At 32.2% G+C, this 22,073-nt stretch carries 22 protein-coding genes and 3 tRNA genes; 14 read left to right on the top strand and 11 right to left on the bottom strand.

Going from position 1 to position 22,073, the window contains the following annotated elements:
* The first annotated feature begins 48 nt into the window (after positions 1–48).
* Positions 49–1,341: an amidohydrolase family protein gene (locus NNL09_RS14580; protein ID WP_196909663.1), complete on the top strand. Its 1,293-nt coding sequence runs from the start codon at positions 49–51 to the stop codon at positions 1,339–1,341.
* Positions 1,342–1,491: 150 nt separating this feature from the next.
* On the opposite strand, the gene NNL09_RS14575 is transcribed toward NNL09_RS14580, so the two are convergent.
* The 3 genes from NNL09_RS14575 to NNL09_RS14565 form a co-directional block, all read right to left on the bottom strand.
* A complete protein-coding gene (locus NNL09_RS14575) occupies positions 1,492–2,310 on the bottom strand; it encodes a tetratricopeptide repeat protein (RefSeq protein WP_254514255.1) in 819 nt (272 codons plus the stop codon).
* Positions 2,311–2,381: 71 nt separating this feature from the next.
* Positions 2,382–3,191: a DUF6503 family protein gene (locus tag NNL09_RS14570; RefSeq protein WP_196909661.1), complete on the bottom strand. Its 810-nt coding sequence runs from the start codon at positions 3,189–3,191 to the stop codon at positions 2,382–2,384.
* Between the two features lie 71 nt (positions 3,192–3,262).
* Positions 3,263–4,252: a DKNYY domain-containing protein gene (locus NNL09_RS14565; protein WP_035096313.1), complete on the bottom strand. Its 990-nt coding sequence runs from the start codon at positions 4,250–4,252 to the stop codon at positions 3,263–3,265.
* A gap of 225 nt (positions 4,253–4,477) precedes the next feature.
* Between NNL09_RS14565 and NNL09_RS14560 the strand changes: the two genes are divergently transcribed.
* Complete coding sequence (locus tag NNL09_RS14560; protein WP_196909660.1) at positions 4,478–4,687, top strand: hypothetical protein; 210 nt, start codon at positions 4,478–4,480, stop codon at positions 4,685–4,687.
* 323 nt (positions 4,688–5,010) lie between these two features.
* Here the strand turns inward: NNL09_RS14560 and NNL09_RS14555 are convergent, their stop codons facing one another.
* The 6 genes from NNL09_RS14555 to tgt form a co-directional block, all read right to left on the bottom strand.
* Positions 5,011–6,249, bottom strand: a complete 1,239-nt coding sequence (locus NNL09_RS14555) for a hypothetical protein (RefSeq protein WP_051476079.1) — start codon at positions 6,247–6,249, stop codon at positions 5,011–5,013.
* Between the two features lie 61 nt (positions 6,250–6,310).
* Positions 6,311–7,858 (bottom strand): replicative DNA helicase, encoded by a 1,548-nt coding sequence (gene dnaB, locus NNL09_RS14550; RefSeq protein WP_025666106.1) that lies wholly within the window; start codon positions 7,856–7,858, stop codon positions 6,311–6,313.
* A gap of 169 nt (positions 7,859–8,027) precedes the next feature.
* Positions 8,028–8,981 carry an acetyl-CoA carboxylase carboxyltransferase subunit alpha gene (locus NNL09_RS14545; protein WP_025666105.1) on the bottom strand — a complete coding sequence of 318 codons (954 nt, stop codon included), beginning with the start codon at positions 8,979–8,981 and terminating at the stop codon, positions 8,028–8,030.
* A 51-nt stretch (positions 8,982–9,032) separates the two neighbouring features.
* Positions 9,033–9,965, bottom strand: a complete 933-nt coding sequence (locus NNL09_RS14540) for a DMT family transporter (RefSeq protein WP_025666104.1) — start codon at positions 9,963–9,965, stop codon at positions 9,033–9,035.
* Positions 9,952–11,022 carry an LptF/LptG family permease gene (locus NNL09_RS14535; RefSeq protein WP_196909659.1) on the bottom strand — a complete coding sequence of 357 codons (1,071 nt, stop codon included), beginning with the start codon at positions 11,020–11,022 and terminating at the stop codon, positions 9,952–9,954. Before NNL09_RS14535 ends, NNL09_RS14540 begins: the two co-directional genes overlap by 14 nt.
* Position 11,023: 1 nt before the next feature.
* Positions 11,024–12,154, bottom strand: coding sequence for a tRNA guanosine(34) transglycosylase Tgt (tgt, locus tag NNL09_RS14530; protein ID WP_025666102.1), 1,131 nt, complete (start codon positions 12,152–12,154; stop codon positions 11,024–11,026).
* A gap of 176 nt (positions 12,155–12,330) precedes the next feature.
* Here tgt and NNL09_RS14525 point away from each other — a divergent pair, with 176 nt between their 5' ends.
* From NNL09_RS14525 to NNL09_RS14510, 4 genes are all read left to right on the top strand, one after another.
* Positions 12,331–13,176, top strand: coding sequence for a transketolase (locus NNL09_RS14525; RefSeq protein ID WP_025666101.1), 846 nt, complete (start codon positions 12,331–12,333; stop codon positions 13,174–13,176).
* Between the two features lie 10 nt (positions 13,177–13,186).
* Complete coding sequence (locus tag NNL09_RS14520; RefSeq protein ID WP_025666100.1) at positions 13,187–13,891, top strand: hypothetical protein; 705 nt, start codon at positions 13,187–13,189, stop codon at positions 13,889–13,891.
* Positions 13,888–14,841, top strand: coding sequence for a transketolase family protein (locus tag NNL09_RS14515; protein WP_196909658.1), 954 nt, complete (start codon positions 13,888–13,890; stop codon positions 14,839–14,841). The genes NNL09_RS14520 and NNL09_RS14515 overlap by 4 nt, the downstream gene beginning before the upstream one ends.
* 336 nt (positions 14,842–15,177) lie before the next feature.
* Positions 15,178–15,762, top strand: a complete 585-nt coding sequence (locus NNL09_RS14510) for a porin family protein (protein WP_196909657.1) — start codon at positions 15,178–15,180, stop codon at positions 15,760–15,762.
* Between the two features lie 50 nt (positions 15,763–15,812).
* Here NNL09_RS14510 and NNL09_RS14505 read toward each other — a convergent pair whose 3' ends face one another.
* Positions 15,813–16,784, bottom strand: coding sequence for an FKBP-type peptidyl-prolyl cis-trans isomerase (locus NNL09_RS14505; RefSeq protein ID WP_196909656.1), 972 nt, complete (start codon positions 16,782–16,784; stop codon positions 15,813–15,815).
* Between the two features lie 90 nt (positions 16,785–16,874).
* Here NNL09_RS14505 and NNL09_RS14500 point away from each other — a divergent pair, with 90 nt between their 5' ends.
* The 3 genes from NNL09_RS14500 (at position 16,875) to NNL09_RS14490 (ending at position 18,434) form a co-directional block, all read left to right on the top strand.
* Positions 16,875–17,264, top strand: coding sequence for an RNA-binding S4 domain-containing protein (locus tag NNL09_RS14500; RefSeq protein WP_196909655.1), 390 nt, complete (start codon positions 16,875–16,877; stop codon positions 17,262–17,264).
* On the top strand, positions 17,261–17,845 hold the full coding sequence (locus NNL09_RS14495) for a methyltransferase domain-containing protein (protein ID WP_196909654.1): 585 nt from the start codon (positions 17,261–17,263) through the stop codon (positions 17,843–17,845). Before NNL09_RS14500 ends, NNL09_RS14495 begins: the two co-directional genes overlap by 4 nt.
* Positions 17,846–17,933: 88 nt before the next feature.
* Complete coding sequence (locus tag NNL09_RS14490; RefSeq protein ID WP_025666094.1) at positions 17,934–18,434, top strand: phosphoribosyltransferase family protein; 501 nt, start codon at positions 17,934–17,936, stop codon at positions 18,432–18,434.
* Here the strand turns inward: NNL09_RS14490 and NNL09_RS14485 are convergent.
* Positions 18,426–18,947 (bottom strand): shikimate kinase, encoded by a 522-nt coding sequence (locus tag NNL09_RS14485; protein ID WP_196909653.1) that lies wholly within the window; start codon positions 18,945–18,947, stop codon positions 18,426–18,428. The genes NNL09_RS14490 and NNL09_RS14485 overlap by 9 nt on opposite strands.
* Before the next feature lie 135 nt (positions 18,948–19,082).
* Here NNL09_RS14485 and NNL09_RS14480 point away from each other — a divergent pair.
* From NNL09_RS14480 to NNL09_RS26265, 5 genes are all read left to right on the top strand, one after another.
* Positions 19,083–19,155 (top strand) — tRNA-Lys (locus tag NNL09_RS14480).
* Positions 19,156–19,221: 66 nt separating this feature from the next.
* Positions 19,222–19,294 (top strand) — tRNA-Lys (locus tag NNL09_RS14475).
* Between the two features lie 64 nt (positions 19,295–19,358).
* Positions 19,359–19,442 (top strand) — tRNA-Leu (locus NNL09_RS14470).
* An 841-nt stretch (positions 19,443–20,283) separates the two neighbouring features.
* Positions 20,284–20,667: a BlaI/MecI/CopY family transcriptional regulator gene (locus NNL09_RS14465; protein WP_025666092.1), complete on the top strand. Its 384-nt coding sequence runs from the start codon at positions 20,284–20,286 to the stop codon at positions 20,665–20,667.
* A complete protein-coding gene (locus NNL09_RS26265) occupies positions 20,660–22,006 on the top strand; it encodes a M23/M56 family metallopeptidase (protein ID WP_196909652.1) in 1,347 nt (448 codons plus the stop codon). Before NNL09_RS14465 ends, NNL09_RS26265 begins: the two co-directional genes overlap by 8 nt.
* The last annotated feature ends 67 nt before the right edge of the window (positions 22,007–22,073 follow it).

Raw genomic sequence — 22,073 nt, 5'->3', positions numbered from 1 at the left:
CAACATTTCGACAAGCTCGGTGTGACAAGAAAATTATATAAAATAGATATGAAAAAAATAGTATTCATAATAGCACTGTGTACCATTTTCTATGGAAAAGTAACAGCGCAGCAAACCCCGGCAAAAGTTCAGAACGAGGCAATAACGATTACTGGTGCTACAGCACATATTGGTAATGGAGAAGTTATTGAAAATAGCATTATCATTTTTGAAAAAGGAAAGATAACGGCAATAGGTACTAATGAGAGTGCCTCTGCAAAAGGAACCGTAATCGATGCTTCTGGCAAACATATTTATCCTGGTTTTATCGCTCCAAATTCTACATTAGGATTAGTAGAAATAGGTGCTGTTCGTGCAACAGATGACGATAGTGAAATTGGAAATTACAACCCACATATCCGAAGCATTATTGCCTACAATGCAGAGAGTAAAATTGTTGAAAGTATGCGCCCTAATGGTGTTTTAATAGCGCAGATTACTCCTCGTGGTGGTAGAATTTCGGGAACATCATCGATTGTACAATTAGATGCCTGGAACTGGGAAGATGCAACTATAAAAGTAGATGATGGTATCCATATTAATTGGCCAAGTTCTTTTACCAGGGGTCGTTGGTGGCTTGGTGAAGAACCAGGATATAAACCCAATAAAAAATATGTAGAACAAGTAACAGAATTAGTAGATTTTATTCATCAATCCAAAGCTTCTATTAAGTCAAATACAACAACAGGAAACCTTCCTCATCTTTCAATGAAAGGTATTTTTGATGGATCAAAAACTTTGTTTGTACATGTAAATACTGAAAAAGAAATTTTGGACGTACTTAGCTTTTCTAAACAAAATGATATCAAGAAAATAGTTTTGGTAGGTGCTTATGAAGCCTATAAAGTTGCAGCCCAGCTAAAACAAAACAATATTCCTGTGTTAACTACAAGAACACATTCTACTCCTCAACAAGAAGATGAAGATTATGATTTACCATATAAAAACGCAAAATTATTGATGGATGCGGGAGTATTGGTGGCATTACAGAATAGCGGCCAAATGGAGCGTGCTAATGCGCGAAATTTACCATTTCAGGCAGGAACTGTTGCTGCACATGGATTAGATAAAGAAAAGGCCTTACAGCTTATTACAGGTAATAGTGCTAAAATTCTAGGTATAGATAATAGCACCGGAACTCTTGAGGTTGGTAAAGATGCTACTTTATTTATAAGTATAGGCGATGCTCTGGATATGCGTACAAATCAATTAGAGAAAGCTTTTATTCAAGGGCGTGATATTAGCTTAGAAAGCCATCAGACTAAATTATGGAAACGGTATAGTGAAAAATATACTAAATAGTAGTTTTAAATAATCTTTCTAAAGAAGTAAAGCCTTTTTAGTTAAAAAGGCTTTACTTCTTAAAACTATCTGTACCCAATATAGGCTAAAGTATAATTACTAAGAAAATAATACAATACAATTGCCATTAAGGTAATATTACTTTATAAATCAATTTGGGCAATATTTATCAATAATTGCTATCGATTCTATATCCCCTAATTTTACCAATTTTTTAATATCTTCACAGAAATCCGTATCTCCTTTAGCCATTTTTGCTCCTACTCTTGTTTTTAAAGCTTTTACATAATCGGGAAAAATTAGTATTGCTTCAGTGGCGTAAAAAATTGCTTTGTCGTAGTTCTTTTTCTTATAATATATATCCCCCAAATTATTATATGCCATATATGAACCTTTGTTAATTTCTATACATTTTTCGTAATATAATATTGCATTATCGTAGTCTTTTTTATCACTATATAAATTACCAAATCGAAAGAAAGCAAGACTCCAATTTGGGTACAATTTTAGAGCTATATCCAAATCTTCTTTTGCAGCATCAAAATTTTTAAGTTTTGTATAAATCTGGGCTCTATCTAACCAAGCCATTTCAAAATCTGGTTTTAGTTCGATAACTTTTGAAAAATCATCTCTCGATCCTTCTAAATCATCTAATCTTTCTTTTACGGCTCCTCTAACATAATATGAAATCATTGTATTAGGGCTAAACTCAATTGATTTATCTAAATCCGATAGTGCTGATTTCCACTCATGTATTACTGCTTTATATCTACCTCTTTTAAAATAATGTTCGGCATCGGGCCATCTCTTGATAAAACGGGTTTCCATTTTAATTTGTTTTCTAACTGATTCCCAAGATGAAGTATCAGGTAATTTGGCAGTATTCAGAATTTCCTGTGCCTGAGCAAAATTATTTGTACAAAAAGTTAAAACTAAAGTTATCGTAATGAACCTGAAATGTAATGTCATATTCTCTTAATCTTATTTGATTTTTAAAACTTATTTTCAATTAAGTTTTCTGGCATTACAACATACATTATTTACAAAGTCTTACTTTCCTCAATAACAGGTTTTTTGAATAATGAACCAGAAACTTTTTTCTTATCTATTTTAGCATTTACAAAATTTATTTCGCTTTTAACCTCTCCTACTATACCATCTTTATACGCTCTCCATTTAAGAGTTGTAGGAAGTAATATTCCATTTACATCATTCCAGGCTGCATATTCTATCAGGCTTATTTTTTCGCTAGATTCTTTACTAAAAAATGTAACCGTATATCCCAGAAATTTCATCTTTCCAGATACTTTATCATAATAAAGGAAATAATTGTCTTTGGGTGAATCCCCTACACCATCTCCATAAGATATTTTATAACCCGCATATGAAATGTCATCTATGTTAAGATCATCTACTTTTTGATATGAAATTCCATCATCACCCAAAACAAAAGGCATTGCATAAAAATAGAACATCAAATTATGGTAGAAACGAGGATTTCCCTTAAAATAAGTAGAATCCTGTTCTAACCAGGCTTCTTTACCATCAAACCCTAAAACAAATTTATCTGTTTCTACTCGTGCATAACGAGTTTTAAGATCGATAGTGTGTTTTTCGTTTCCTTCGGGTTTGGCAATCTCAAAAATCATACTATTCATTTGGTCAAAGGTGTTAATACCCCCATGAGCTCTAAAAACAGTAGCAATATCTTCGGGAAAATCTCCAGATCTATCTGGTATAACCTCTTCTTTTTGTTCTTCGCGAACCTTGATTTCTTTTTCTGGTTTTACTTCTTGTTTACAAGAAATGATAGTTACAATCAAAAGTAATACTGGGATAAGGTTTTTCATCATTAAGTTTTATAAATAAGTTAATTCTAGACAATGTAGTCGTAGTACTTAAATTACCTTACACTATTGTATTACCAGCTTTTTGATTTTTTTAAAATCTCTCCAGATTCATAAATATAATTTTTATCTGAAAAAGTGTAGTTTCTACTATTATATTTAAAAGTTTTAGGATCTGCACCTTTAACAATTTCTCCAAGAAAAAAAACATGATTGATATCTTTTGTATATCCATATTCAACTTCTTCAAAGGTATCGGCATCTGCTTCTTTTAAGGGTGTTGTTTCATAATAGATCGTATCATCTATTTTGATTATTTTATTATTGTCAAAAAATGTTATTCTTTCAGCATTCTCAAAAGGAATACTAACTACTTCATCAACGCTTTCTCCATTTCTTCTACTAGTATGAAGGTATACATATTTATCATCACGAATACAATATTGATTTAATACAGTTACTTCTGATAGATTCGTTTCAATTTTACGCAAAGGCTCATGATATAAGTAATAGTACACCCCATTATTATCCTTACAAAATTCTTCATTAAGTATTTCAAAAGATGAATAGTCTAATTCTGTTAGCTTTTCATTATCTCTAAATATGTGATTCTTGTCTTTTGCAAAACTAAAATTTAACTGTACATATGTAGCCGGATCTGCATCTTCTAAAATTTTAAAACCTCCTCCATCTTCTAAATCATATCGATCATATAAGATGTATACATGGTTTTTATCCATCGGTATATTGTAATCAAACTTAACAGTAAAAGAAGGAACATCAATATCAAAATCAAGAGGTTTTGCTTCATAATACACATGATTTTGATCTTTTGCATATGCTCTTCCCAAAACTTGAAAAGTATCAAAATCAACATTCATTTCGGTCTTACCTAATGAAAACCAATTCCCCATGGGACTGTGTATAATTTTATCACCATCTCGTGTATAAAAGTAAGATTCGGATTTCTCCTTATTTACTAATTCCCCAAATGGATTTAAAAAACGATACACTCCATAAATACCCAGTGTAATTAGTAATAGAAAAATCGCGACTAATATCATTAATACTTTTTTTATCATTTCATTTATGTGTGCTTCATCTTATCATGAATCAAAAAACAAAACTATAAAATATAGTATGTAAATTAACCCCTGTAAACCGTGATTAGGAACGCAATATTGCTATTAAGTTTTCTGCTTTTTCTTTTTTGTTGCAGGAAAGAGTACGTTCTTAAAAAAACAGTTTAATTTTAAATCAAATATTAACCATATTAAATAATATTTGAAATGAAAAATTCAATTCTGGGAAAATTAAACCTAAATTTAGATTATCTTATTTCAAGAGAGGAATTAAAATTTATTAACGGTGGAACTGATTCTGATGCTGGAGATGGAGGTAGTAAAAGTTGCTATAGTGATGATGACTGCGAAGAAGGATGCATAGAATATTATCCCGATCGAAATTATGGGATATGTTCTGGTTGTTGTATTGCTTAAAATACTCTAACTAACTTTTAATAAAATCTCTACTTTACACAAAAGAAAATAACTTTAACACTCTAGTATAGAGTAGAGTAATATTTGATTAAATGTGAAAATTTTCGCAACCGTAAAAACTTTAAATTTATACTGAACAAAAAAACTCACATTCATTTCTGATTTTACCGACCTGATTATTCTCTAATTCTCTTAGGGTAAATGTTTTTTGTTCAGATTAATTTTCTATTTCAACTTTTGTATTCTTCTTCCACAATTTTTATTTTTTTCCTTTTACTCTCATCTCATTATCTGACATCACTACATTTGTAATACCTTCAGAATCACGTCTTCTGTTTTTTCTTTTTCGCTGCAGGAAAGAGTACATTGTTTAAAATTAAACGATATCCTGGTGAGTTAGGATGTAGTTGGAGTTCTGTTTTTGGGTCTCCTACTAGATGTTGATAATCCTCTGGATCGTGTCCTCCATAAAACGTAAAGAATCCTTTTCCTTTAATTCCGTGTATATAACGAGCTTCCGAATTGGTTTTATTTTCGCCTAGCACTAATACATTAGACTTAATTTCATTAGGATTATATGCCGTAGTCTGTCCCATAAACCCTTTAACCAAAGCTGTATGGTTTTGGCAAAGCATAGTTGGAATAGGATCCCATTTTGCAGAGAAATCCATCAATGTAAAATAATCTGTTGTTTTGGGAATACGACGACTTCTGGTCATATCGATTGAAGAAAACTCATATACATTAGGGTTACGTTCTAATGTAAAGTTTTTAAACGCAAAAGTCTTATTATAATCTATTTTAGATTGATATCCTGGTTCACTTGGGTCTCCATCAAACATAGGTTCACAAATATCAACTCCTTCTGCAGCTAAGGCAATCTCAAAACTATCAGTAGCACTACACATAGCAAACATAAACCCACCACCAACAACGTAGTCTCGTATTTTTAAAACAACTGCTAGTTTCTCTTGCGAAACTTTTGAATATCCAAGTTCATTGGCAAACTTTTCTGCTGCAGCCTTTTCTCTAATATACCATGGAGTAGCTCTATAACGATTATAAAACTTACCATATTGTCCTGTAAAATCTTCGTGATGCAAATGCAACCAATCATATAAGATTAGGTTATCTTCAAGAACTTCTTTATCATAAATGGTTTTGTAAGGAATTTCTGCAAATGTTAATACCATTGTAACTGCATCATCCCAAGGTTGATTTCCTTTAGGAGAATATACTGCTATTTTTGGTGCTTTTTCTAACACTACGGCTTCCATATTTTGTGAAGGACTACTAATCTCTTCTAAAATCTCATTAGTTTCTGCATCACTAAGTACCTCATATGAAACACCTCTAATAGTACATTCTTTTCTAATAAATTCTGTATCTGGTAATAAAAAAGATCCTCCTCTATAGTTTAACAGCCATTTTACTTTTAGATCTTTACTTAACGTCCAGTATGTAATCCCATAGGCTTTCAGGTGATTTTGCTGGCCATCTGCATCCATCGGAATTAACACATAAGATGCATAAGATTGAAATGCAAATAAAAAAACCAACATAACTACACCAGAACGAAACCGTTTTTGGTGTAGTAAGAAAGATTTCAATCTCTGTAGTATTTTAGAAAGGTACTTCATCGTCATCATCGCTAGAGTCATTTATGCTACTCCCAAAGGCTTCATCTGCGCTAGGAAGATGACTTGTACTAAGTGGTTCATCTTCATTACCATCATTCATTTTAGAATGAAATTCAAAAGGAGTACTAAAATCATCTAAGTTATCAAATTTACCTAAGTGACCAATAAATTTTAACCTAATATTTTCTAAACCACCATTACGATGCTTTGCAACTATGAATTCTCCTTGCCCTTGAGTAGGTGATCTTTCTTCATCATCCCACTCATCAATCTTATAGTATTCTGGTCTATAAATAAAAGATACAATATCTGCATCCTGTTCTATTGCTCCAGATTCACGAAGATCACTAAGTAGCGGTCTTTTGCTTCCTCCACGAGTTTCTACAGCCCTTGATAGCTGCGATAGGGCTATTACTGGTACATTTAATTCTTTTGCCAAAGCTTTCAGGTTACGAGAAATTGTAGAAATCTCTTGTTCCCTATTTCCATTTTTCCCGCTACCTCCTGCTGTCATTAACTGCAAATAATCAATAACAATCATTCTTATACCGTGCTGAGATGAAAGACGACGTGCTTTTGCTCTAAGGTCGAAAATTGAAAGAGATGGAGTATCATCGATAAACAATGGTGCTTTTTCCAGATCTTTTACTTTTACATTAAGCTGTTCCCACTCGTGTTTTTCTAACTTACCGGTACGTAATTTTTCTGAAGAGAGACCGGTTTCAGAAGATATTAAACGTGTAATAAGCTGTACCGAAGACATCTCTAATGAGAAGAATGCTACAGGAATATTCTGTCCTACAGCCATATTTCTGGCCATAGAAAGGGTTAATGCTGTTTTTCCCATACCCGGACGGGCAGCCACAATGATTAAATCACTTGGCTGCCAACCCGAAGTTAATTTGTCTAGCTTATCAAAACCAGACGGGATTCCACTTAATCCTTCTTTGTTTGAAATTTCCTGTATTTTTTTCTTTGCCTGTATAACCAGATTTTGTGCAGTCTCTGTAGATCGTTTTATATTTCCTTGTGTTACCTCATACAATCTAGATTCTGCCATATCGAGAAGGTCAAAAACGTCTGTAGTCTCGTCGTAAGATTCTTCAATAATTTCATTCGAAATTTTAATCAAGCTTCGCTGTATATATTTCTGAAGAATTATTCTGGCATGAAACTCTATATGCGCTGAGGAGGCCACTTTTTGGGTTAATTGTACCAAATAATAATCTCCTCCTGCTAATTCTAATCTCGAATCCTTCTTTAATTGGCTAGAAACCGTTAATAAGTCTATTGGCTCAGAGTTTTCGAATAGCTTGTATATTGCTTCAAAGATGTATTGATGTGCTTCTTTATAAAAAACATCGGGATTTAGTATATCTATAATTTCATCGACCCCTTTCTTATCAATCATCATTGCCCCAAGCACAACTTCCTCTAAATCAAGTGCTTGAGGAGGTATTTTCCCTTTTTCAAGCGAAATTACGTTCCCCCGATCGTAATTTATTTGCTTAGCTTGCTGTACTTTTTCCATGACTACGAATGTAAAAAAATTGTAAAAAGATGTACCTAAATACAAAGATACGAATGTCCACTAGTCTTCAACAAATGAACTGTTAATAACTTAAATTTATTGTTAATAAGCATAAAAAAATCTGAAGCTTACAACTTCAGATTCAGGTAGTAAGTGATTCCTTTAGGGGTTAGTCTTTAAAGACTCCCATATTTGCATATTTTTCCATTCGCTTTTCAACCAATTCTTCTGGTGATAAGTTTTTTAATTCTTCAAAAGATGCTAATATTTTATCCCGTACTGTTTTAAAGGTTGTTTCTCGATCACTATGTGCACCACCAAGTGGTTCTTTAACGATTTCATCAACCACCTTAAGTTTAACACTATCTTTGGCTGTAAGCTTTAATGCTTCTGCAGCTTGTTCTTTCTGATCCCAGCTTCTCCATAAAATAGAAGAGCAATTTTCTGGAGAAATTACAGAGTACCATGCGTTTTCGAGCATCAATACTTTATTTCCCACTCCTATTCCTAATGCTCCTCCACTGGCTCCTTCTCCTATAATCACTACAATAACTGGTACTTTAAGACGAGTCATTTCTAGTATATTACGAGCAATTGCTTCTCCTTGGCCACGTTCTTCTGCTTCTAATCCAGGATAAGCACCAGGAGTATCTATAAAAGTAACCACCGGAATATTAAATTTTTCTGCACTTTTCATTAAGCGTAGTGCTTTACGATACCCTTCTGGGTTTGCCATTCCAAAATTACGGTATTGTCGGGTCTTGGTATTGTATCCTTTTTGTTGACCAACAAACATAAAACTCTGGTCTCCAATTTTTCCTAAACCACCAATCATGGCCTTATCATCCTTTACATTTCGATCACCATGTAGTTCTAAAAAGGATTCACCACAGATGGCATCTATATAATCTAATGTATATGGCCTAGAAGGGTGCCTTGACAGCTGAACTCGTTGCCATGGCGTAAGGTTTTTATATATTTCTTTTTTAGTTTCTTTTAGTTTTTTTTCAATTTGCTTACACGTATCAGTAACATCAACTTCGCTCTCTTCACCGATAGCGCAAGCCTTCTCAAATTGTTCTTCGAGTTCCTTAATGGGGAGTTCAAATTCTAAATATTCCATATCAAGAATATATTTTATATTAACTAGGGTTAGCCGACAAATATAAAAACTTTACTTCGTAATGTTATGCAAAGTTCCCTCTCTTTTTCTTTTTTTAGCATTTTTAAATATTCCATTTAAAACAACTGTACCCAGAATAATCGCCGCACCGTAGTAGAATTGGGGATTCATCTTTTCTGCTTCTCCAAAAATTAAAAACGCTAATAGTATCCCATATACAGGTTCTAAGTTCGTTGTTAACATTACTGTATACGGAGTTAAATATTTCATTACCTGTACAGAACCTATAAAAGCATAAGCTGTACACACCGACGCTAATAACAACATAAACATCCAATCTGAGGTTGATAATTGAAAAAACGAAACTGTAAATCCTTCGGTTGTTGTACCAAATATTGTTATTGCTAATAAATATATAGTTACAACCCCCACACCACTTAATAATTCATAAAAAGAAATCACCGACGGGTTGTATTGCTGTGCTACTTTTCCATTTATTAAAGAAAAAACCGAAGATAAAAAAGCAGAACACAATGCATAAACAATGCCTATAAAGTAATCTCCTTCAACTTTAAAAATAATATACAATCCTGTAATGACTAAAAGTCCGAAAAGAATTTCATACCATATTACCTTTCTTTTATAAAAAATAGGTTCTAAAATTGAAGTAAAGAAAGCTCCTGTAGACAACATCGATAGGGTTATAGATATATTAGAAACTTTGATTGCTGCAAAAAAAGTAATCCAGTGTAATGCTATGACAATTCCTGCTAAAAAAAGTGTGAAAAATAATTTTCTAGAAACCGCTAATGGTAATTTTTTGAAATAAATGTATACATAAATAAACATCGAAGCCAAAAGCATTCTATACCAAACTAGTGGTAGTGCTTCGATAGATATCAATTCTCCAAGAATAGCTGTAAACCCCCATATAAATACTATAAAATGTAAATGAAGGTAATTAAAAAGTTTAGCGTTTGGCATTATATAAAAGATAAATGGCTAAGATTCCAAAAGATATATTAGGAAACCATACAGCAACAATTGGTGGAAAATCAGATTGATTGGCCAATGTACCTAATACTTTATCAAAAAAGATAAAAACAAATGCTAATGAAATACCAACAGCCAGATTAACTCCCATCCCTCCTCTTCTTTTCATAGAAGAAACGGCTACACCAATAATGGTAAGAATAAATGCAGATACTGGTATACTCCACCTTTTATAAGCTACAACTTTATATCTATTGATATCAGATGACCCTCTTTTACTTTCTTTTTCGATAAACTTACTTAACTCTGTATAATTAAGAGTTTCTGCCACATACGTAACCGGGGTAAATTCATCAATATTAAAAGGCAAGACAGTATCCTTAGTTTTAGCTTGTTCGATAATATCCTTATTTTCTAATACAGTTCGTTTTACATAATCTCTCAATTCATAAATACTGTCTTTAAATACAATTCTCCTTGCAGATATTTTTGTCTTTAATCTATTACCGTCAAAATATTCTATTGTAAAATTAGTAGCAGATTTCTCTAAAGGTTTAAAGTTATTGGCATATAAAAACATACTATCATTAAGTTGTCGATATACGTTTTTAGTTTCCTGTACTTTTTTACCTTTTTTAAGGTAAGAATATTTAAATTCATTAAACCCTTGGCTAGCTTTCGGAGCCAAAAATAACCCCATAGCTAATGCGCCGAAACATATAATAATCGCGCCTATCATATAGGGTCTAAGAAATCTCCAGAATGAAACTCCGGAGCTTAAAAAAGCTATAATTTCTGTTTTATTAGCAAGCTTAGAAGTAAACCAAATTACAGATAAAAATACAAAGAGAGGAAATAGTAAATTGGCAAAATAAACGGTAAAGTCGAGGTAATATCCTACAACAGCATCAAGAGGAACCTGATGTTCTAGCATATTATCAATTTTTTCTGAAAGGTCTACTATTATTCCTATAGGGATAAAAAGCAGAATCATTGTAAAAAATGTCCCCAGATATCTTTTAAGTATGTACCAGTCTAGTATTTTCAATCTATAATCTTTTATCCATTTGTTTAACCATCATGTTTTTCCAGGAATTAAAATCACCGGCTAAGATATGTTTTCTCGCTTCGCGAACCAACCACAAATAAAAACCTAAATTATGTATTGTTGCTATTTGTTTTCCTAATAATTCATTTACCGAAAAAAGATGTCTTAAATACGCCTTAGAATACTCGGTATCTACAAAAGTGATAGCCATTTCATCTATTGGTGAAAAATCATCTTCCCATTTCTTATTTTTTATATTAATAGTTCCATGTGCTGTAAACAACATCCCATTACGTGCATTACGTGTAGGCATTACACAATCAAACATATCTACACCAAGGGCAATATTTTCTAAAATATTAATAGGTGTTCCTACCCCCATTAAATATCTTGGTTTATCTTCTGGCAAAATATCTGTTACTACTTCTGTCATTGCATACATTTCTTCTGCCGGTTCTCCTACAGATAATCCTCCAATTGCATTACCAACAGCTCCAGCATTTGCAATATATTCTGCCGATTGTTTTCTAAGATCCTTATATGTACTTCCTTGCACTATTGGGAAAAAAGCCTGATCATATCCATATTTAACAGGAATTTTTTCTAAATGTTGCATACAACGGTCTAACCACCTATGAGTCATATGCATACTTCTTTTCGCATATCGATAATCACAAGGATAAGGTGTACACTCATCAAATGCCATTATGATATCGGCACCAATAGTTCGTTGGATCTCCATCACATTCTCTGGAGTAAACACATGATATGATCCATCGATATGAGATTTAAACTTTACACCTTCCTCTTTTATTTTACGATTAGCAGATAAAGAATATACTTGGTAACCTCCACTATCGGTAAGGATATTTCGGTCCCAGTTCATAAATTTATGTAACCCCCCAGCTTTTTCTAAAATAGGAGTTTGAGGTCTTAGATATAAATGGTAGGTATTTCCTAAAATAATATCGGGATTAATATCATTTTTCAATTCTCTTTGGTGTACTCCTTTTACGGTAGCAACTGTTCCTACCGGCATAAAAATCGGAGTTTCTATACTACCGTGATCTGTACTTATTTTTCCTGCTCTCGCTTTACTTAGAGAGTCTTTGGACAAAAGGTCAAATTGCATAATTCCTGTTTGGTGGAGCGCAAAGATAACTAACTAAAATCACATTGATCAATTTAGGTTTTCTAAAACTTTTTGTTATTAACATCAGTTTCTTAATTAAAAGCAGTCTATACATTTTGTCACCGTATACAAAACCTGTACTTTTGAAGCTTTATTATCAAGAAATCAGCAATATAATGCCAAAAACAAAACAATTAGAGGATTTTGCAACACAAGTACGTAGAGATATTTTACGACAAGTACACAAAGTAAATTCTGGTCATCCAGGAGGATCTTTGGGCTGTACAGAATTTTTTGTTGCCCTGTTTCAAGAAGTTTTAGATCGAAAAGATGATTTTGATATGGATGGTATCGATGAAGATATCTTTTTCTTATCTAATGGTCATATTTCGCCAGTCTATTATAGTGTATTAGCGCGAAGTGGGTATTTCCCTGTAGAAGAGTTAAACACGTTTAGGCTAATTAACAGTAGATTACAAGGACATCCAACAACTCATGAAGGGCTTCCTGGTATTCGTATTGCTTCTGGATCATTGGGACAAGGGATGTCTGTAGCCTTGGGTGCTGCACAAGCAAAAAAATTAAATAATGATTCTCACCTGGTATACAGTCTTCATGGTGATGGAGAGCTTCAGGAAGGACAAATTTGGGAAGCAGCTATGTATGCTTCCGGAAAAAAAGTAGATAATCTTATTGCTACCATAGATTATAATGGCAAACAAATAGATGGTGCTACCGATGATGTTCTTCCACTAGGAGATCTAAAAGCAAAATTTGAAGCTTTTGGCTGGGATGTTATGGAAATTAAGGAAGGTAACAATATTTCTGCAGTTATTGAAGGCTTAAAAGAAGCCAAAAGCAGAACTGGTAAAGGAAAACCTGTTTGTATACTAATGCATACTGTAATGGGTAATGGAGTCGATTTTATGATGCATACTCATGCATGGCATGGTAAAGCTCCTAACGATGAACAACTAGAAATTGGATTAGCACAAAATCCTGAAACTCTGGGAGATTATTAAAGATCATAAAATGAAAATAGTTAAACTAGCATTCTTTGTATTCTTTGTATTAACATCTGTTTCTTCCTTTAGTCAAAAAATAGTAATCGATTATTTTGTTGATTATGAAATTGAAACTAAAAATAAGAAAGATACTATCACTATAGGATTTAGTAAAAATGGTGATTATTTGTACACCGACTCTGATGCTTTGGTAAAAAGTTTTCAAAGATCAGTATTTAAAAGACGAAATACCGATATTAAAAATTCTGAAATGCATATTGTTTTTGATATCAAAAAACAGTTTGTCTATTTTCTAATGACTTTTGATAAAAATGAGTTCTTTATGAAAATGAATGTTAATGATTTTATCCCTTCTCCAAAAAATAAATCTCCATTTGATGGTATAACACAATTTATTTTTGAAAAAACGGAAGATAACATTCAAATTGAAAATAAAGATTACAACATTCACCAATTATATCCTGATAGTGAACCGGAAGAAAAAATTAAAATTGCTTATTCTAAAGAGATGAAATTTAACAATTCTATACTTTTGAATTCAATTTACAAAATGATGTCGGGTTCTAATACATCAGAAGATATTAAAATACCAAAAATGAATGGGGTTATATTATATCTTGCCAGTAAAAACAAAACTTTAATCAAGGCAGTAAAAACAGATAGTAATCCCAAAACTTTAGATATTAACTTTAGTTATAAAATAACAGAATGAAAAAATATATAGACACAGGAAAAAAAGATACTCGTTCTGGTTTTGGAGCCGGTTTAGAAGAATTAGGTAAAACTAATGAAAATGTAGTGGCATTATGTGCTGATTTGATCGGTTCTTTAAAAATGGATGCTTTTATTGCGAATCATCCAGAGCGTTTTTTCCAGATTGGTATTGCTGAAGCAAATATGATGGGAATTGCTGCAGGATTAACTATCGGCGGTAAAATTCCTTTTACAGGAACGTTTGCGAATTTCTCTACAGGACGTGTTTATGATCAAATTCGTCAATCTATAGCCTATAGTGATAAAAATGTGAAAATTTGTGCTTCGCATGCTGGTTTAACACTAGGAGAAGATGGAGCAACTCACCAAATTCTGGAAGATATTGGTCTTATGAAAATGCTACCAGGAATGACAGTAATCAATACATGTGATTACAATCAAACTAAAGCTGCCACCATAGCAATAGCAGATTACCAAGGTCCTGTTTATTTAAGATTTGGAAGACCAAAAGTTGCCAATTTCACACCAGAAGATCAAAACTTCGAAATCGGAAAAGCAGTATTATTACAAGAAGGAACCGATGTTACTATAGTTGCTACTGGCCATTTGGTATGGGAAGCTTTACAAGCAGCAGAATCTTTACACGAACAAGGAATAAGTGCAGAAGTTATTAATATACATACTATAAAACCACTTGATGATGAAGCAATTCTAAATTCGGTAAAGAAAACGGGATGTATTGTTACTGCAGAAGAGCATAACTTTTTAGGAGGTTTAGGAGAAAGCGTTTCAAGAGTTTTAGCGCAGCACAATCCTGTCCCTCAAGAATTTATTGCTACAAATGATACTTTTGGAGAAAGCGGAACACCAGATCAGTTAATGGAAAAATATGGCTTAAATGCAGAAGCTATAAATAAAGCCGTGTTAAAAGTCATAAAAAGAAAATAATAGTATTTTTAAAATATTAAGAAAACCTTCTGATTTATTTCAGAAGGTTTTTTGTTTCTACAAAAAATAAAAGATAAAGATATTCGTTCTTTATAGACTAGCCTTTATACCAAAATCACTCAAATTATTTATTAATCTTTAAATCTGGATTACATAATAGATAATCTATTACAGTTTGAAGTAGCTTCAAACCTTGATGATGTTACACTATATTTTTTGGTGTAGACGTAGTGAGCGCCTTGCAAAAACTAAAAAAACATTAGGTTGTATTGCTTTTTGAACCTTCGTAATAAAACTCTATTAGATAATCCTGGTTGAAGCAAAAATTATTTTATAATGAAAAATGTGTTTATTTTTTTTATGCTACTTACTTCTTGCGCCATACTTGCCCAGGAAAAAAGAGTAACTTTTGGAGTAAAAGGAGGGCTTAATTATGGAGATAATGGTAAAATTGAAATTACTGATGTTACAAGAACAACAGCAGATGATCGGGTTGGGTATCACCTAGGGGTGTTTTTAAGAGGAAAACTAACCGATAACATTTATCTCAAACCAGAATTACAATACACGGTAAACAATAGCTCCTACAAACTTGCAAATACAGAGCTCGATTACACGATAAAAAAGTTAGATTTACCCATTCTTTTAGGGGTTTCTGTTCTGGGACCAATACATGTTTTTGGAGGTCCGGCATTACAGTATATTGTCGAAACAGATCTAGAGGATGTACGACTTGGTGATGTTAAAAATGAGTTTACCGTTGGGTTACAATTTGGGGCAGGCGTACAATTTGGTAGATTTAATGCAGATATACGTTATGAGCGCGGACTTAGTAAAAATACAGCAAAATCAATAGACGAAAGTATACGAGTAGATTCTAGACCAAATCAACTCATTATAGGTCTTTCTCTAGACTTATAGGTTTAAAATTTGTTATAAAAAAACTCCGATTTTTCAATCGGAGTTTTTTTTTATTCGTTTTTTAAATCCCTATCATCGGCATCCAGATGATTTTTTATGCCATCACCATCATCATCATAAAATGTAATTTCATCCGGAGTAATAAATCCATCATTATTAGCATCATTAACCGTTATTTCATCTTTGGTTAGTGTACCATCTCTATCATCATCATTATCTACATAATTCGGAGCAGAATCTTGATCAGTATCATCATCTCTATCTAAAACTAAACGATCCCCATCTATATCTTCTAAATAAGACGGTAAACCATCTCTATCATGATCAGCTTGATTTACCTTATACAATTGAATATTAAAAATTAAAGGAGAATATGCAGGGATACTTGGACGAGCTTCATTAAAATAAGCTAAACCAGAAGGCATAAACACAACCAAATTTCCTTGACCTGTATGCGTAACTGTACCATCACTATTCTCAACAAAGCTTGAGGCTCCTTTAAAATCTACCAATGATTCTCTAAAACCCTCTACAACAGATACCAAATCAAACCACACAGGATTTACAGCACTATCAAATATTTTATTAGAACTCTTTGGTTTATACAGCAATTCTCCCTGGTACGTCACTAGAGTAGAATCTGCAAAAGTAGGTTGATGTGCACCCCCACCTTGATTCAAATTTAGGATATACAACGTATATTCAACATCACTCCTTGTAATCTTTTTAGTTGTTAAAAGAGGAGAATCCAAAATTGATTGTTCTCCTATATTAGCATCAGCTATTGTATCTAACTTTGCAATCTGGTATTCTGCAGTGGCATCATTATTTACAAACACGTCTTCTAGAGTATAAAAATGTGTTCTCAAATAGTCCTGAAGCGCTGCATCATCGGTTATTTGTTGTTCTCCTCTATCTCTTGGAGGAACGGCAGTTGCACCACCATCATCATCATCTTTTTTACAAGCATATAAAACCACCAAAGCTAGCACAATGGCACAGCTATATTTTATTACATTCATGTATTTACTTTTTTGAAGGCGCAAGATACGATTTTCTTGTACTTTTGTTTCACAATTATTTAATATAAAAACGCATTTTAATTATTTTTTATGCGAGTTGACAAATATTTATGGTGTATTCGATACTTTAAAACTCGAAGTATTGCTACAAAAGCGTGTAAAGATGGTAAAATTCGTGTTAACGGAGATATCATCAAACCTTCTAGAGATATCTATCCTATGGATAAAATCACTGTTCGTAAAAATCAAATTAATTATGAACTTGTGGTACTCGATACACCCGATAGTCGAATTGGAGCTAAACTCGTCGACATCTATCGTAAAGACACCACTCCAAAGGAAGCGTTGCAAAAATTAGATCTTTTAAGATATTCTAAAGATTATTACCGAAAAAAAGGTACCGGAAGACCTACTAAAAAAGATCGAAGAGATATCGATAATTGGTATTCTGATGATGAAGTAAATGATAGCGAAGAATGATCCCGGATAAAGAATATTGGAAATATCGCTATCAAAATAAACAAACGGGATGGGATATTGGTTTTGCGTCTCCTCCTATCATCAATTATTTTGATCAGTTAACCGATCGTGATCTTAAAATCCTTATTCCTGGTTGTGGTAATGCCTACGAAGCAGAATACTTATTTAATCAAGGGTTTAAAAACATTTATATATTAGATCTTGTTGAAGATGTATTACAAAGTTTTAAACGACGATTACCCGAGTTTCCTTCAGAAAAATTAATATGTGACGATTTTTTCGGTTATCAGAACAAATTTGATTTGATTATAGAACAAACTTTTTTTTGCGCATTACCGCCTAAACGACGCCAAGATTATATTAATAAGGCTTCAAGCCTTCTTTCTAAAAAAGGAAAACTTGTAGGGCTCCTATTTGATAAAGAATTTGAACGTGATGGACCTCCCTTTGGAGGGAATAAAAAAGAGTATGAGCTCCTGTTTTCTCAATCTTTTACTATAAAAACATTAGAAAACTGTTATAATTCTATAGAACCACGCATGGGTAACGAACTCTTTTTTATATTTGAAAATCCATTATAAGTTTTTATAAAACTCTATTTATAATTAAGAAAATCATTAGTAATAGTTTATTTATACCATTATAAATAGCAATCAACAATTCTGAAGTATGCAAACCGACAACAATATAATTCTTACTCACGAACAAATACAACACAAAATAAAACGTATTGCTTATCAGATTTATGAAACTAATGTTGATGAAAAAGAGATTGTAATTGCTGGGATAGCAGAAAACGGATATATATTTGCCCAACGGTTAAAAGTTATATTAGAAAGCATCTCTAATCTAAAAGTGACATTATGTGAGGTTACTATGAATAAAAAGTCCCCTCACAATACCGTTAAAACTTCAATAGAAGCGGCTGAGTATCAAAACAAGCCTATAATTCTTGCAGATGATGTACTTAATTCGGGTACTGCTCTTATTTATGGTGTAAAACATTTTCTTGATGTTCCTCTTACCAGGTTTAAAACTGCGGTTTTGGTTAATCGAAATCATAAGAAATACCCAATTAAGGCTGATTTTAAAGGAATTTCTTTATCTACCTCTTTACATGAACATATCATTGTTAAGTTTGGGGATGAGGATCTCGCTATTCTAAAATAAAAAGGTTTTAATTTCTTTACTTATTTGATCCTCACTTTTTTGATCAGTGATTACTTTGTAATCAGCTTGATTATAGTAAAACGATCGCTCAAACAGATGTTTACGAACAAAATCTTTAAGTTCGTTTGATGTGGTAACATGAGAAATCAATGGTCGTTTATCTTTTTCTACAAATAACCTTTTTGTTAATTCATCTAATGAAGTTTGTAGATATATACTTTTTGCATTTTCATTATTCGTTATAGTTTCTAGATTACCTGCAAAACAAGGTGTACCTCCTCCAAGAGAAATAATGGTGTTTTTATAAGTCTCTAACACCTTTTTAAGGTATAAAGATTCTTTTTTTCTAAAATATATTTCGCCCTGATCGTCAAAAATCTTTCTAATTGATTTTTTTTCTTGATTTTCTATAAAATCATCCAAATCCAGATAATTCAATTTCATTTTAGCAGCCAAATCTCTGCCTACCAGGGATTTTCCGCTTCCCATGTACCCCATTAAAACTATATTCATACCATAAAAATTAAATAGATATTGCTCAAAAAAAACATCATTTTAAATAAAACGCAAATTTATATGAATTTCTTCTTGAAAAATAAATTAATGATAGTATATTTGCACCCGCATTCAAGGAAAAAAAGAATGTATGACCGGGTAGCTCAGTTGGTAGAGCATCTCCCTTTTAAGGAGAGGGTCCTGGGTTCGAGCCCCAGCCCGGTCACAGTAAATAAATAGTAAATTATTATTTATTCAGTTCTTAAAAATATTTGATAATAAAATTATCAATGACCTGGTAGCTCAGTTGGTAGAGCATCTCCCTTTTAAGGAGAGGGTCCTGGGTTCGAGCCCCAGCCCGGTCACTAAAAAGTATCGTAATCTTTACGATACTTTTTTAGTTTTATGTTATATTGTAGTATGCATACTGCCCAGGTGCTGGAACTGGTAGACAGGCATGGTTGAGGGCCATGTGTCCATTAGGGCGTGCGGGTTCGACTCCCGCTCTGGGCACAATTAATTGTACAATGTGTGTTTGCAAAGATGGTACACACACAAGCCTTCATTTCTTAGAAAATCACATTCTTCAAAATTACCAATATCCTTTTTTCAATTGATCAAAACACCCAATCGCAAGAAAATCTTTCTTTTTGGCTTACATACTTCAATAAAAAATTACGTATTTCCACGTATTTGGAAAAACAATAACTCTAACTACCTTTGATTCATATGGTTATAATTTAAACTCATAACTATAACCAATTAAATATTCAACACTAAAAAAAATATTATGAATCCTTTTAAAACCAAAATCAGATTTAACATCAGAGTAGTTCTTAAATTTTTATCAAGCCTTCCCGGAGCTTGTAGTCATGCTATTCACAGATAAAGATGTTACACTTATAAAAAATAGTTTTTCCATATTTCATTTGTACAACCCTTAAAACCTATCAACCATGAAAACTAACATAAAGATCAATGATTATTTTTTTGCAAAACTCTGTTTATTATTTAGTGCGGCCTCACTTATTGCAGTTATAATGATGATTTAAAAAACAAACAAGGGCAAATAGATTTTTACACAATACAAACTCAACTATACGCTAAAATCAATCCTTGTAAATAAGAATCTTCTGGTACATTCTAATTGTTATGTTTTTTCAGAAATACACCAATTGATTTCTGATAATTACGAGTTTCTATCTTACTAATTAGTGTAACAAGTATTCTAAGTATCCTATAACTCCTAATTCTTTTCCTTATTACATGCAGTTCTCACAGTTTTATTACTATAAAAATAGTAATAAAACTATATTTATAGTAATATTACTAAAATTATAGTTACATTTGCTATATGAGAGATTTAACAAAAGCAGAAGAGCAAATAATGCAATACCTCTGGAAACTGGAAAAAGCATTCCTAAAAGATATAGTTGATGCGTTTCCTGAACCTAAACCAGCCTACACAACGATATCAACAGTTATAAGAACTTTGGTTACAAAAAAATTTATAAACTATAATTCATATGGCAGAGTTCGTGAATATTTCCCTTTGGTGTCGAAAGAGGTATATTTTAAGAATCATTTTAAGCACGTAGTTGGTAACTTTTTTAGTGGCTCTATAAGCAAATTTGCACTTCATTTTGCTAATGATGAAGATTTAAACTTATCTGAACTAGAAAAAATGAAGACATTAATTGAAGAAAAAATAGACAAACTAAAAAAAGAAAATGAATAATTACTTAATATACCTACTAGAAGTAAGCTTCTGTTTTTCGGTTTTATACATTGTGTTTTATTTGTTTTTACGGAAACTAACTTTTCATAAAGTTAATAGGGTTATACTATTAATTTTAATACCTCTTTCATTAATTCTTCCAGTTTTGAGTGAAGTAGAGTTACCGTTTAAAAAAGATCCTATTAATATTTCTGGATTTGATGAATTCATATCAATTGATCATCTCACGGCAACGAATCATAAAGACAAAATCATAGCTCCCCGGAGCAACATGAATATCATTGAATATATATTGATACTTTACTGTATTGGCTTTGTAATATGTACAATTCGATTGTTGGCTCCTATAACACGATTATATACAATAAAGAGAAAATCTAAAACCTATATCAAAGAAGGTTATCATTTTATCATTGCAGATGTACCCGCAATATTTTCTTTTTTTAATTGGATTTTTATTCCGGAGAGCAAAATAAATGATTATGAACAACCTATCATTGATCATGAAAAAGTTCATAGTAAATCTCTACATACTATAGATTTAATTCTCACTGAAATTTATATCGCTTTACACTGGTTTAATCCTTTTGTATATTTTTTCAAAAAATCAATTATAGCTGTCCACGAATTTCAAGCAGATCAGACTGTAATCAATACACAAATTAAAAAATCATATTACTTAGAACTCTTATTTAAAAACATAACAGCAAAGCAATCTATCAAATTATATAGTTATTTCAATCAATCAATTATCAAAAAACGAATAGACATGATCACAAAAAACCATTCTACTAAAACAAACATTATACGATATACAGTACTAATTCCTGTTCTTCTTTTTCTTCTAATGGCTTTTACAAAACCTATACATGAGCCAGAAGATGAATTTGATTATACTATTGTACAATCCATAAATACTGAAATAGACACAAAAAAACCTCCTTCCATTTTTCCTGTAAAAAATGGTTCTACTAAAGACATCACAGCATCTTTTGGCAAAAGTTTTACACATCCTATTGATAAGAAAAAAATAGTTCACGGAGGTATTGACATTAGAGCAAAAGAAGGTGTTCCCGTTTTAGCAACAGCAGACGGCATGATTGCAAATGCTTCTTCAGAAGATGATTGGGGTAATTTAATAGTAATATCTCATGCAGATGGTTACGAAACCTGGTATGCGCACTTACAAGGTTTCAATATTAAAAATGGTGAAAAAGTTAAAAAAGGGCAGATCATTGGGTATGTAGGAAGTACTGGTAAATCAACAGGATTCCATCTTCATTATGAAGTACGATTAAACAAAGAAAGAGTAAACCCTATGGATTACTTTAAAAAATAAGGTACCATAATTAGATTGTTTAAAAGATAGACAGGGATACATGTACCCCTGTCTATTATTGTACTAA

Origin of the sequence: Aquimarina sp. EL_43 (assembly GCF_943422735.1) — a bacterium.
GTDB classification, from domain to species: Bacteria; Bacteroidota; Bacteroidia; order Flavobacteriales; family Flavobacteriaceae; genus Aquimarina; species Aquimarina megaterium.
The sequence above is the reverse complement of the archived record's forward strand: the minus strand, read 5'-3'. Positions and strand labels throughout refer to the sequence as shown.